At 41.0% G+C, this 14040-nt stretch carries 9 protein-coding genes; 3 read left to right on the top strand and 6 right to left on the bottom strand.

All coding sequences use genetic code 11. The features are described from left to right. Nucleotides 1-103 precede the first annotated feature (103 nt). From DWW43_RS10055 to bioB, 4 genes are all read right to left on the bottom strand, one after another. Nucleotides 104-829, bottom strand: coding sequence for a response regulator transcription factor (locus DWW43_RS10055; RefSeq protein WP_119963491.1), 726 nt, complete (start codon nucleotides 827-829; stop codon nucleotides 104-106). Nucleotides 830-843: 14 nt separating this feature from the next. Continuing rightward, nucleotides 844-1359 carry a hypothetical protein gene (locus DWW43_RS10050; protein WP_119963490.1) on the bottom strand — a complete coding sequence of 172 codons (516 nt, stop codon included), beginning with the start codon at nucleotides 1357-1359 and terminating at the stop codon, nucleotides 844-846. Between the two features lie 19 nt (nucleotides 1360-1378). Further along, entirely contained in the window at nucleotides 1379-1954 is a 576-nt protein-coding gene (locus DWW43_RS10045) for a hypothetical protein (protein ID WP_119963489.1), read from the bottom strand. 347 nt (nucleotides 1955-2301) lie between these two features. Continuing rightward, nucleotides 2302-3297 (bottom strand): biotin synthase BioB, encoded by a 996-nt coding sequence (bioB, locus tag DWW43_RS10040; protein WP_119963488.1) that lies wholly within the window; start codon nucleotides 3295-3297, stop codon nucleotides 2302-2304. A 513-nt stretch (nucleotides 3298-3810) separates the two neighbouring features. Between bioB and DWW43_RS10035 the strand changes: the two genes are divergently transcribed. From DWW43_RS10035 to DWW43_RS10025, 3 genes are read left to right on the top strand one after another with little or no spacing between them, the layout of a single operon-like run. Beyond that, nucleotides 3811-4464 carry a response regulator transcription factor gene (locus DWW43_RS10035; RefSeq protein ID WP_008400283.1) on the top strand — a complete coding sequence of 218 codons (654 nt, stop codon included), beginning with the start codon at nucleotides 3811-3813 and terminating at the stop codon, nucleotides 4462-4464. 12 nt (nucleotides 4465-4476) lie between these two features. Beyond that, nucleotides 4477-5898 (top strand): HAMP domain-containing sensor histidine kinase, encoded by a 1422-nt coding sequence (locus tag DWW43_RS10030; protein ID WP_119963487.1) that lies wholly within the window; start codon nucleotides 4477-4479, stop codon nucleotides 5896-5898. After that, on the top strand, nucleotides 5891-6952 hold the full coding sequence (locus DWW43_RS10025) for a hypothetical protein (protein WP_119963486.1): 1062 nt from the start codon (nucleotides 5891-5893) through the stop codon (nucleotides 6950-6952). Before DWW43_RS10030 ends, DWW43_RS10025 begins: the two co-directional genes overlap by 8 nt. 337 nt (nucleotides 6953-7289) lie before the next feature. Here DWW43_RS10025 and DWW43_RS10020 read toward each other — a convergent pair whose 3' ends face one another. Continuing rightward, a complete protein-coding gene (locus DWW43_RS10020; RefSeq protein ID WP_119963485.1) occupies nucleotides 7290-7592 on the bottom strand; it encodes a hypothetical protein in 303 nt (100 codons plus the stop codon). Nucleotides 7593-7743: 151 nt separating this feature from the next. Then, nucleotides 7744-14028: an Ig-like domain-containing protein gene (locus DWW43_RS10015; RefSeq protein WP_119963484.1), complete on the bottom strand. Its 6285-nt coding sequence runs from the start codon at nucleotides 14026-14028 to the stop codon at nucleotides 7744-7746. Nucleotides 14029-14040: the final 12 nt, after the last annotated feature.

The following is a 14040-nucleotide window of genomic DNA, read 5'->3' as shown; positions in this document are numbered from 1 at the left end:
CGTTCTAATCCTCGTGCAGTGGTACATAAAGCAGCAAAATACGCTGCTTAAGTACCAGCCTCGGATAAGGCTTGCTTCATAATAGTAATGACATCTTTTTTATTTATAAATTATATTTATTAGTTGAATTGCCTAATGAAAAGGTATAGCCGACACCGCGGACTGTCTGGATGTAGGCTGCGTCTTCTTCCAGCTTATCACGCAGGCGTTTGATGTAGACGGATAAGGTATTATCATCTACAAATGCTTCATCTACATCCCATAGCCGTTCAATCAGCTGTTTTCTGGTAAGTACTTGATCCGCATGTGTCACCAGTTCTTTTAATAAACGGAATTCGCTCGGTGTACAGTCTACATTTCGTTCTTTCTGATAAATCTTATAAAGCCTGTTATCAAGTCTTGTATGTCCGAATATAATGTCCGCTTCCGTTTCTTCCTTCTTCTCTTTTGTATCGGAATTATATTTCTGCCGACGCAAGATAACTGCAATCCTTGTCAGAAGTTCTTTTACGCGATAAGGCTTTGCAATATAATCATCTGCCCCAAGTTCCAACCCCTGTACCAGATTCACCTCATCAGAAACCGCCGTCAGGAATATGACAGGAACATAATTATCATGTTCTCTTATATATCGGCAAAAATCATAGCCATTTCCATCCGGAAGCATCACATCTAATAATACAAGATCGATGTCCGGCTGTAACAGTGCTTTCGCTTCTGCCAGATTCGAGGCTTTCACGACTTCGTAATTTTCAGTTTTTAATGTATATTCTGTTCCCATTGCAAGTGCAAAATCATCTTCCACCAACAAAATCTTTTCATTTGCCATCTCTCATACCTCAATTATTTATCAAGTGCAAAGAAGCATACCGCACTCACCAGACTGATCACAACGCCCGCTGCCAATAGATAAAATCCTGCTCCGTATCCGGCAGATCCTGTATAACCGCTTTCGCGCATACTCTCTGTAGTGTCGTTCAATATTTCACGAATCGCCCGGATCGTCTGATGGTGTCTTATAATAAATAATCCAACACCCGAAGCTACGACAGGAATAAACATATTCAGATTAAATATATTCCATGTATCATGGTCTCCCGCAAAATAGATCAATATCAATACAATTCCGGCGATTCCCGCAAGCAAAATAAAATATGGCACAACACGCGTAAAAAAGTTGATTTCTCCCATACCGCTATATTGTATTGCCAGCTTTTTCAGATTCAATAAAGGATACCCCTGCTTCAAAGTCTCTACATCCTGTATCGTAAAACGATATCTGAAATACGGAAAAAAACCGGACAAAAGTATACAGATCATGCCAACCAGATACATCCGGCTGAACTTATTTACCTTCATACACCCTCCATGTCAGATATTATTTGATACGGAATGTTGCCTTCACATATCCATCTGCAAACAATACATAATCCCTGCCATCAAATGCCCATTTCAGTTCTTCTTCTGCATATGATGGTTCCACAAACTTCACATCGATTCTCGCCACATCATCTGCCTTTACAGCGGCGGTACGAAGGAGAAGCATCCCCTGTACAACCGGATGGTCGGTCAGATGAATCTTGTTTTGATCACCCGTCTCCTTACTGAAGCTGTAAACCTCTTCTTTTGAAAATGTATGAAAATCCTCTGCATTATCATAAGAAGCCGCTTCCACTCGCTTCAACTCTTTCTCTTTATCAGATGGTTTTACCAGAGTTACCGTAAATTTCTCTACAGGTGACTCTACACCATCTACATAACCAAGGATCGGAAGAATATACATAAATGCATTCTCCTTTACGGCTCCGAATTCGTAGCGGATGCTGCCTGCCTGTCCTGCCTGCTCCTCCTCTGCCATATATGATATCTTCCCGATAAATGCTCCCTGATAAGTGGAGGCATCCATCTCTGTCATCTTCGTGCCAATCGCCATCATTCTGTCATAAATATTCATGTTGTACCTCTTTCTTCTTAAAACACATTATTTGTCCGTAAATCCTTTATGCCGGATCTTATTTTCATTCTTTTTTATAATATAATTTTCTTCCCGAAAATTCAACAACCGCAGTTAAATCTTACATACCGACACTATTTCGTCCCACCGGCCGACTGAATACTCTGTATATAGACATTAGCAATATTTTCGTTATGAATTGTACTTTGCCAGCGAATGCGGGTGCATGTCCGAGCCAAAGGCGAGTTTGCACTGAAGCATAAGCGGATCAGGCAAGTGCAATGCATAGAAAATATGCGAGTCTAATACAGAGTATTCAGTCGGCCAGTGGGACGAAACAATATCGATTAAAAGTCCATGCGGGTGCCGGGCTTTGGTGCTCCGACCTCGTACCCCTGCTCACGTATCATCTGCAGATCTGTCTCAAATGTAATTCCTGTCGTTGTCAGAAAGTCACCGCTGATAACCGCATTTGCACCGGCTCGAAGTGCCGCCTTTCCATTATCAGGCAAAAATGCCCTTCCGGCAGCCAAGCGGATAAATGTATCCGGCAGAACAAACCGAAAGATTGCAACCGTACGAAGAAATTCATCTTCTTTCATCGGTTCCTGATGCTCAAAATAAGTTCCCGGAATCGGATTCAACATATTGATCGGAACAGAATCCACATCCAGCTCTCTCAAGGAAAATGCCAGATCAATTCGATCAGAAAGTGTCTCTCCCAGTCCGATCAGTCCACCACTGCACACCTTCATGCCGGCTGCTTTCGCCGCACGGATGCTTTTTCTCTTATCATCTGAGGTGTGCGTAGTACATAAGGTCTTAAAGAATTCATCCGATGTCTCCATATTATTATGAACCATCGTCATCCCTGCTTCATGCAGCTTCGTGAAATCCTCCTTATCCAACATACCAAGGGATGCGCACACATGGATATCCGCAGTTTTTCTTATATCCGCAACATTTGAAACAGCAAGCTCTACCTCTTTTTTCGACAGTCGCCTGCCAACAGACACCAGTCCATAACGATAAGAGCCTCTGCTCTTATCCTGAACCGCTATATCCGTCAATACCTTCTCGCCCAGCACACATTCTGCCGGAACTTTATCCTTTGCTCTTGTTGACTGTGCACAGTACAGACAATCCTCGCTGCATTGTCCTACCTTGACCGCCGCCACAGAACAGACATCACAGACATTTCCACAAAAATGCTGTCGAATCCGGTCTGCTGCTTCAGAAAGCTCTGTCAGATCTACATCGATAAGCAGTTCTGCTTCCTCCCTGCTGATACGATATCCATCCATTATCTTATGTTCCAATCTCTGAAGTTCATCCTTTGTCATAATTCATCATTGTCCTTTATTAAGAAATATTGCCCTTTTTAACCACACAGTGTATCCATTTACATCCAATCTTTATTAATATACCATCTAAACAACATCTTGTGAACTACCCAATGTTCCGCATTGCCCCCTCCCGGCTGTCCACCACCCCCCACTTCATGTCTGCTCCCTTCCGGCCGGATCCTTTGCATATAAACATAAAGCAACATTTTCGTTATGAACTTGTACCTTGCCAGCGAATGCGGGTGCATGTTTGAGCCGAAGGCGAGTTTGCACAGGAGCATGAGCAAATAAGGCAGGTACAGTTCATAGAAAATATGCGAGTTTATATGCAAAGGATCCGGCCGGAAGGGAGCAGACATGAAGTGGGGGGTGGTGGACAGCCGGGAGGGGGCAGGACAAAACCTTAAATCTCATTTTTTCAGCATTATTCTCTTTTATGTTCTTCTAAAATATAGTAGAATTAATTCGTATGGGGTCATTTAAGGTCGACCCGCAGGAGGTTATGTATTTATGATTAATATTTTAGTAGTAGAAGACGAAAAGCCAATCGCCAATCTGATCAAAATGAGTCTTACAAAGGCGGGATATTCCTGTACCTGTATCTATGACGGTCTGGCTGCAGCCGATATATTAGAAGAAAATCCGTTTGACCTGGTTCTGCTCGACATCATGCTTCCGGGTGCATCCGGTTATGATGTCCTTGAATATATAAAGCCGTTAAAAATCCCTGTAATCTTTATCACAGCAAAGAATTCCTTAAACGACCGTGTTATGGGTCTGAAGATGGGAGCTGAAGATTATATCGTGAAACCATTTGAGATCGTCGAGCTTCTTGCAAGGATCGAGGTTGTACTCCGGAGATATAATAAGCTGAATACAACGATTGCCATACGTGATCTGATGATCGATACTGTCGCAATGAGCGTTACCAAAAACGGCAGGGAGATTCCTCTGACAAACAAGGAATATGAACTGCTGCTGTTATTTGCACAGAATCCGGGCGTTGCCCTCTATCGTGAAACGATCTATGAACGTATCTGGGGCGGCGACTATCCATGTGACAGCCGCACAGTTGCGCTCCATGTTCAGCGTATGCGTAAAAAGCTCGGACTGGAGGACTGCTTAAAAACCATTAACAAGATTGGATATCGTCTGGAGATCTAAAAAGGAGTTTCTATGAAATTTAAGCATAAATTGGTATTATGTATGGTTGTACTTCTGGGACTGTCCTTCGGTCTGGGAGGAACCATACTGATCCACCGATCATTCAAAACCTCGTTATCTTCCACCATCGACAGTGACCTGCTAAATTATGAGAGTATTCAGAGTACTCTGCTGATTGCTGTTGATACAAATTCTGTATCATCTTATATCGACATGTCTAATATCATTAACCAGCTTTCCGCCCAGGGCAACTCCAATCGCAAGAATATCATTCTTCGAAATTCGGATATGGAAGTCGTAAGCATCATGAATTCATCCTTTACATATAAAGAAATGAAACCATCGGATGAAAATACCTGTAATTCGATCATTTGGAGAGAAAATAATAACTACTATCTGCAATTATGCAGTTCCATGGATATCAATACAGAAAATCTGGACATTTCACAGATGGACATTGTCTATGACATCACTTCCGTGTATGCTGCTCGTGCGCAGGAACAGAATACATTCCGTCTGCTGTTGATCGCGATCTTCGTTGTTGGAAGTATCACATCCATGATCGCAGCCAGCCTGCTTACAAAGCCGTTGGAAAAATTATCATCACTTGCGCAGCATATCTCCCACGGTGATTACTCTGCCCGTCTGCACATCCACTCCGGCGATGAGATTGAGGCACTCGCAAATGATTTCAACAACATGGCAGATACTATCGAAGATAACATCTCAGAGCTTCATTTCTCTATGGAAAAACAGGAACAGTTTATGGGAAGCTTCGCACATGAATTAAAGACTCCTATGACTTCGATCATCGGTTATGCCGACCTTCTGCGAAGCCAGAATATGAGTGAAGACGAAACAAATGAAGCAGCCAACTATATCTTCTCAGAAGGAAAACGTCTGGAGAGCTTATCCTTGAAATTACTAGATCTGCTGGTCGTTAAGAATCAGGAAACTATATTGACACCGACTGATCCGGCCCTTGCGATCCGAAATGTAATCAATGTTATGAAGCCGGAGCTGGCAAAGGAACATATCACATTAAAGTCAAGCTGCCGAAAGGGCTGCTGTATGATGGACATTGACCTCTTTCAGTCTCTGATCATCAATATCATTGATAATGCCAGAAAAGCGATCGACGACAACGGACTTATCCATGTAGCAGGAACTGTAAGGGATGATAATTATGTAATCATTATCAAAGATAACGGACGGGGAATGCCACCGGAAGAAATCACACGAATCAGTGAAGCTTTCTACCGAATCGACAAATCCAGATCCCGTGCGCAGGGCGGTGCCGGACTCGGACTTGCTATTTGCAGCAAGATCGCAGAGATCCATCAGGCTAAGATCAAATACAAGAGTGCCGTCGGACGCGGTACGGTTGTCACTATTACATTACCAAATATAAAGGAGGCGGCACATCATGAGTAACGAAGAAAATAAAGAATCTGTCATTGCTTCCTATGAACTGACCGCTGCCCATAAGGAAGACGATGACATCTCTGAATCAGAAGTAAATGATATGATAAATGAAAGTGAAGAAGGTACTGTTTCCTCTGTCGAACATACCGGGAAAGCACGCGGTATTCTTCATTTCCTATACAAGAATCTTCTCTGGTTTATAATATGCATTGCAATTTTTGTGATCTGTATCATTGCCTCGAATCTGTATTTTCGTATTCAGGACAGGAAAACATTGAATTCCGTATCCAGCCATGAGATCAGTCCGAACAATCTCGATGTAACAAATAAACTGACACTGCTTGAGAAGATCAACATCATAAACGGAGAATGTTATTACACCGATCTGAACTTTGATTATACGGACAAGCATTCCTACAGTGAGATTCATGATATAACCGTAAATGAACTGACATCGTATTTCTCCGATTATTTCTCCTGTGATTTTACTGTAAATGGTATCTACGAGATGTATATATCCAAATATCTCGCAACCTCAGACGAAGATTCTTACCGCAGTTTTACGATATGGGTGGTTAATATCTACTATTTTGGATTTGAAATGAATTGCTTCCTGGATTATGACACAAACAAACTGATTACATTTACAATGAATCTGGATCCTAATTCCAACACTTTCTATAATGAAGGAAGTCTGGTAGAACTGGAATATTACAATGATTATATACTTCCACTGTATAACTTTTTAGGAAGCCATGTCGGTAATTCAACTACGTTCAGTGACACTTGTTTTGACACTCTATACGATATATTAGCCTCTTATTATGAGCTCAGCTTTGAGAAAGGATCCGGAAGCGGTGCAGGTATGACTCCAACAAAGATACCGGATTCTGATCTGCAGCTATTTGAAAAGCTGACAGGAACACCTCTGACCGCTCATACCTATTATACTTACACTACGGAGATTAGTATGGAATTAGAAGCCGATACAACAGAAGAATACAACTTTTATATGAAAAACGGATTGTTCTTCTACCAGATGAACCGATATTTTTATAATTAACAGATGCTTAATACTTCTTTATAAGAAATATGCAGAATTGATGCATTTTTTTGCAGATTATGATGCATAGAGGTTTTATAGTAACATCATCAAGACAAGGGATGGTGCTTATGAAGTATTCAAGCAGAGAACAGAACAGGAATGAGTGCAGCACTTACGCTGAGACAGAGAGGTCTTTCGCCCGCTGCAATTATCTCAAAGTTAAGTTTGGTATCTTTGCAACATGTTGTTTTATTTTGTTTGTTGCCATTTTGCTCAAAGGTACTATCCTATAATCTCTTGAGCCCCCTCATATTTCAGACTAGCTCCAGATGCGTTTCCCGGCATCTGGAGTTTTTCATTTATCATCTTCATTTACGGTCTCATCTTTCCTGTTATTTTTTTGACGCTCAATCTTATACTGCGTCTGTCTGCGCTTCGCTGCGATCCTTTTCTGTTTCTTTTCGGCTTCCCGCTCAGCCGAATGGTCGGGAAGAATCCCACCGGCTTCCAAGGCTCTCGGCCATGGTCCAAGAAATGATTTGATCGCCGCAACTTCTTCTACCGTAAAATCTGATTTCTTCGGATACCTGTTCAACCTCTTATAAGCTTCCTGAAGCATTTCTATACAGTCTTCTCTCGTCGTAAATCTGTCAGCCATAAAATGAATATGTCTCCTTTTTTGCGCAATTGCTCTTTCTATAATAAATACCGGCTGTCACATCGTCAGATTTGTATATCCAACTTATGACAGCCGGTATCAAGATCCTGTTATGATCTTATATTATGATCCAATCATTTGCAATTCCGTATTACTTTGTCTTTACGGTCTTTACCTTACTGTAAACGCTGTAATACTTCTTGCCACCGATCTTCTTATATGATCTTACCTTTACATAATATTTCTTACCCTTTTTCAGGTTCTTTATAACAGCACTTGTCTTCTTACTGCTTACTGATGCGCTCTTAGCGTTCTTGAATGACTTATTTGTTGCATATGTGATCTGGTAACCACTTGCGCCGGAAGCTTTCTTATAAGAAACCTTGATTGCCTTGGTCTTATATGCTGCAGCCTTCTGTACAGTCGGTGTTGCAGGTACAACGATCAGCGTGATCGTGCCTGTTCCCTTCTTGTAATTAGCTGTTGCTGCGGCTGTTACTTTGATCTGTACCTTGCCCGGCTTCTTAGCTGTAACAAATCCGGACTTCTTGTTTACGGTTGCAACCTTCTTATCAGAAGATGTGTAAGTAACTGTACCCTTAACAGATGGTCTTAATGCAATATATTTATTATATACATAGATTGTCTGTGATGAGATCGTCTGTGATGCCTTCTTGATCACAAATGTACTCTCTGCTGTACCTGTATAACTACCCTTACCTGTAACAACTACTTTTGCAATTCCTGCATTCTTGTTATCAGAATATTCTACAGTATAATCATCTGCTGATAATTCTTTGCCACCAACAGTAACTGTAACAGCCGGCTCCTGTTCTTTGCCGGTATATGTAACATCCGAAACTGTGACTACTGTATTTTCAGCAGTAATCTGAACGCCCTCATTCTTCTTAACAGTCAGACTTATAACCAGTTCTGCTGCCTCATAATTATCTGTCTCAGCCGCCTTGATCGTAATATCAGCAGTACCAACTGCCTTTACTGTTACCAGACCAGTCTCGTCTACAGAAGCTATATCATCCGCTGAAATAGTGTATGTAAGTGCACCCTTAGCCTCAACTGCAAGAGCAAATGGTTCTGCACCCTCTACTACTTCCAGCGTTGTAGATGCAACTACGATTTCCTGCTTTGCCTTTTTAATCTCAAAGGTTGTCTGAACCTGTCCACTATATTCATTCTTACCTTTAATCGTACAGGTAGCAGTTCCTGCATTTACATTATCGGTAAATATCACATCATAGTTCTCTGCTGCCAACAGCTTATCATCCAGATATACCTTTACTTCCGGTTTTACTTCTTCTCCTGTATAAACAGCTTCTGCAACTTCAATCTTTGTATTGTCTGTTGTCAATACCTTTTCTATTGCAAGCTTATAATAAGCGGTTCTTCCTGCTCTGGATGTGATATGGAATACAACTCCATCTGTCAGATCCACGCTGTCTGAAAGACCATCTACTGTTACATAATGAGAATCTGCTTCTGTCTTATAATTAACTGCTAACTTCGTAATATCTGAACCAGTTATACGATCTGACTTAATCTTTACAACAAATGGATCTGCTTCTGTACCGGCTCCGGCAAATGCCTCACCATTTACCTTGTAAGTATAACTTGGCTGCCAGTTGTCATCATATGCTGTCTCTGTCTCAAATGCAAATGTATTATTCTCAACTGTAAGTTCTTTTAATACCGGGAGTCCTGCATATGCAGATGCTACATCCGCACCTGTAAGCTCATAATGGAATTCCAGTGTATCTCCATCATTTAATGTAACTGTTCCCAATCCACTATTTGTAAAATCATCATGGTTATATGAGAACATCCAGCCTGACATTGTATATTCAGCCTGAACAGTCAGTCCATTAATAGATTCCATATATGGTCCATATCCTGTATCTGTCAGAACATATGGAATATTGTTCTCCTTTAATGCCTTTTCGACAGCATCCACTGCAGTCGCTGCATCAACTTTTACTTCATCAAGGACAACACCATCAGAAGATGCTCCCTCAATTCCTGCATTTACTGCGGTATAATCATATATACCGACCTTAACAGTTCTTACTTTATCGATAGCTTCATTCAAATCATTATATAATTTTATAAATGCCTGTTCATCCTGTGTTGTCAGAACCTTTGAAAGAATACCGATAACAGGAGCAACACGATCAAGTAATTCTTTATCTGAAGCTCTGGAAACAGTCTCTGTTGTCAGTGCTTTTACCGCTGCTATATCAGAAGCAGCTACAAAAGCAGCCTGATCCTCAGTATATGTATTTCCTACCTCATTCGTACATGAATATACAGATCCGGATATTATCATATCCTCTGCCTCTCCTGCAAATGCTGTAACATCTGTTGTAGCACCGCTTCCTGTAACCGTTCCGGCACTGTAGCATCCTGTCATCTCTGTGCTGGCATTATTTGATTCTTTACCATTGAAGATACCTGCGATTCCTCCAACATACTCCTTACCGGAAATCTCACCTGCATTATAGCAGTTAATAATCTTGTCTCCAGGAGCAAATGCATTGTATTCATCATGAGTACCAAGAATACCACCCACTCTGTTCTTTGCTGTAATAGTACCATAGTTTGTACAATTCTTTATCGTAATATTGCAGCTGGACATGGATCCTAAAATACCACCTACAGTTCCACCATTCTCAGCTTTGATCGTACCATAGTTTACACAATTCTCTATTACTGAATTCGTTAAGCTGCTTGTATTACAATATCCTGCAATTCCACCAATATTAGCGTAAGAATTTGTTCCTGTGTATGTAATATTTACTTTAGAAACACAGTTTGAGATCAATGCCGGATTATCTTTTGTTCCCTGATTGAGATAACCAACAATCGCACCGGCAGCTGTCTTGGTAGCTATATAAATATTACCTTCTACTGTCAGGTTTCGTACCTGTCCCTTTTCCAGTCCAAAGATTCCTGAATAAGATGTATCATTCTGATACAGATTCTTAATCGTATGACCCTGTCCATCAAAAGAGCCCGCATAAATAGTATTAAAATCACCAATCGGAGTCCATTGATAACCTGCAAGATCAATGTCTGCCGTTAACACTACATCAATTGAAGCCTTCTTATTCACATTTACTTCATTTGCAAACCAGTAGAACTCAGCTCCGCTTCCGATCTGATATACACCATCAACCTGCTTTGGTTCTGTCTTTGTCGTTCCATCCCATGCAAGTTCAGAAGATGGAGTCAGGTACAACTTCTGCACAAGACCGCCTGTTGTATCCTCCGGAATCTCAAAAGATCCTTCTTTATACATATAACCTGCAGCCTTAATAGCATATGAATATGTTCTGCCCACAAGTCCCTTGAATGCGCCGTCTGTTACAGTTGTAACATTTCCTTTTTCATCCTTTACGCTGATTGTGTAATCTTTAATCTCATTCTGTGTCTTTCTGTCATTAACACTTAATGAAACATTTACAAATCCTGCATCTGCAAGCTTAAATTCCATCTTTGGAAGTCTGCCCATATATGCGGTACCTGTACCGGCTGCCATCTGCATAGGTTTTCCAACAGAATGTTTGATCTGTCTGTGTGAACCATAGACTGAACCAAATCCTGATTCAAGAAGACATCCGTCTAAAGTAAATGTATCCTCTGTATAATAAGTTGGAACAGTAACTGTTACTGTCTGTGCAGCCGGAGTAGCCGCATATGGATACTGAGTTGTCTTGCCCTTATATACATTACCCTCATCATCTGTCAGATAGATAGTACCATACATATTATATACACCTGCCAGTTTGTTAGCAGGAATATATGTACCATTATAAGAACGCTTTCCGTCTTCTGTTCTCTCACCATAGGAAATCACAATAGAATCACCTGCTGTAAGCTTATCCGCAGTTATATCATTTCCATCGGCATCTTTATAGGTATATGAAACCTCTACCTCTTTTGCACGAATTACCTGATAGGTACTAACTCCGTTCTTTGTAACTTTAACAACATTAGGACCTTCTGTCAGTCCTGCAATCGTATAGCTTCCATCCTCATTCTCTGTAATATCTTTTGCCGAGAAACCACCATATGTCAGTTTTCCACCAACGATCTCCGGACGAAGAACGGATACAGATACTCCGCTTTCCGGTGCAAATGTATACTCTGCACCTTCTGTTCCCTTCAGATAATAAAGAACATCAAGCTGTGAATCGATTCCGTCTGCTGCAGTTTTTGCCTTTTCTGAATTCTTTCCTTCGTTGATTGTCATATTGGTCTGAATGCCGGTTCCATCCTGATCAACAGTTACTACAACAACACCTGTATTTTCCGGCCAGATCGCACTGAAGTTTGTTCCGCCCATATTTTTGCTTGCCATATTGATCTCTGCATCATATGTTACCAGAAGAAGTGCTGTTCCTTCGGATTTCGCCTGAATCTCTGCGACCTCGGAATGGGCTCCCGGTGTAACTGAAATTACATCGTTGGAAGGGTTTCCATTTTCATCAATAACTGTATAATGGAAATCCGGTTCTGATATTTTAGAATTCATAAAGCTTTCAATCGCCTGCCAGTTACGGAAACATTCCAGACTATACTTCTCACCCTTCTTCATAGAAAGATATCCACGCTCATCTGATGTAAGATAAATATCTGCAACATCATACAGGTTCTTGGATAGATCATGATATACAGTATCCGGATTGTAGGAATCATCCCCAATATACATATCTGCTTTTGTAACTGTATAATCTGCATCCTGACTTGTTGAAACCCAGTTCCAGTAAGTTACACCGCCTGCACCGGATACACGATAATAATAAGTAGTACCACTTCCGAGATTATACTCATATGTATCATAACCTTCTTCGTCAGATTCTATCTTTGTACCTGTTTCATCTCTGTAAATATAATAGGTTGACAGGATTCCGACACGAAGCTCAGCTCCTTCCGGTACAGTAAATGTTACCTTTCTTGCTACCGGTGCGGATATAGAATATCCATAGGAACGGCTTGAAGTGATTGTATTGGATACCACTTTCGAAGCATAAGCTGACACATGCTCTCCTAAAGGTGTAACCGTCACCTCAACCATATCAGCAGCATAACAAAGTGCTGCATATCTCGCATAATCAGTTGCAGTTGCTGCCTGCATCAGTCCAAGAGACGCATGACGATCTACACTATCCGGTGACATAACCTTAGATGTGATTGTATAATCTTTGCCTTCTGTCCAGTATACCTTTGAACCGTCAACTGTGTCTGCATTTGTACAGGCAATTCCTGTTACGCTATATAATGTATATGACTGCTTAGCATCATTGGTAACAACCAGATCGATTGAACCCATATCTACCTTTTTATCATTCACTAATTTATAACCTGATAAACGATATGTTCCTTTTTCAAGTCCAACTGTATATACATGATTACTGTCCGGATGTCCAGCCGCCACTGTCTTTCCATCTGCATCTGTAAGAGTCATATATGGTGCATCGTTATTCATTTTGATTGATACAAGATTTCCGTTAAGTTTTTTGATTTTCAATTCCGCATCTGCAACATCATCTGCTGATGCATTCAGGTCTGTCATAACTGCCAGAAGCTCTGCATTTAATGATGCATCTTTGGCAATTTCTTCTTCATTCTCTGCATATAATGTATACAGATCAGTCTTATCCTGTGTTACATAATATGCCTCATTTCCTTCAAATCCACATCCAATATCTGCTCCATAACCGGCAAGTGTAAACTGCCAACGAAGAACATTGGTATTTGCTCCGGTTCCCTGGTCTACAAGATATGCTCCTGCACTTGTGTTGCAAGATACATTATCATCTGTGATCATCCAGCCTGACCATGATGTGTAATCAAATTCTCCGAGTCCGGAACCGGTTTTGTCATCCAGCTCCAGATCATTTCCATTGTTACGTGTCTTATATGCATCCAAGAGTGCTGTTGGAACTTTTACAGTTCCTTTATCAATGCCTTTGATATTTGCCAGATAAAAGTTGCTGTCATTGTAGGCACTTGATCCTGCAGGCTCTGTCTGAAGTCCTGCTTTCTTGAAAAATGCATAAGTTGCCTGTGAAACGGTCAATTTAGACAGATCAATGTCTATCCCTTCCTGTTTCCAGACATTTCCAATCTCTTCATAAGACATACGAGTCGGTGTGATATAAAATCCCTGTCCGATCGTAAAGCCCTCAAGAGACAGCACAACATATTTTGTGCTGTAATCGGTCGTACTTTCATCTTCTTCCGCTGCCGCAACATTCTGAATACCATAACCTGCATTTACTGCAAATGGCACGAATAAAACTGCGCACGCAAATAAAAACGAAAGCACCAGTGTCCTGATTCGTTTCATTTCGTAGATTCCTTTCTTTATAAATATGTAATTGTTGGTTCCAAGCAGGGGATTATTATTCTTCATCATCTGCTTTTCCCT

Source organism: Clostridium sp. AF15-41 (genome assembly GCF_003604095.1).
In the GTDB taxonomy this organism is placed as follows: domain Bacteria; phylum Bacillota; class Clostridia; order Lachnospirales; family Lachnospiraceae; genus Coprococcus.
The sequence above is the reverse complement of the archived record's forward strand: the minus strand, read 5'-3'. Positions and strand labels throughout refer to the sequence as shown.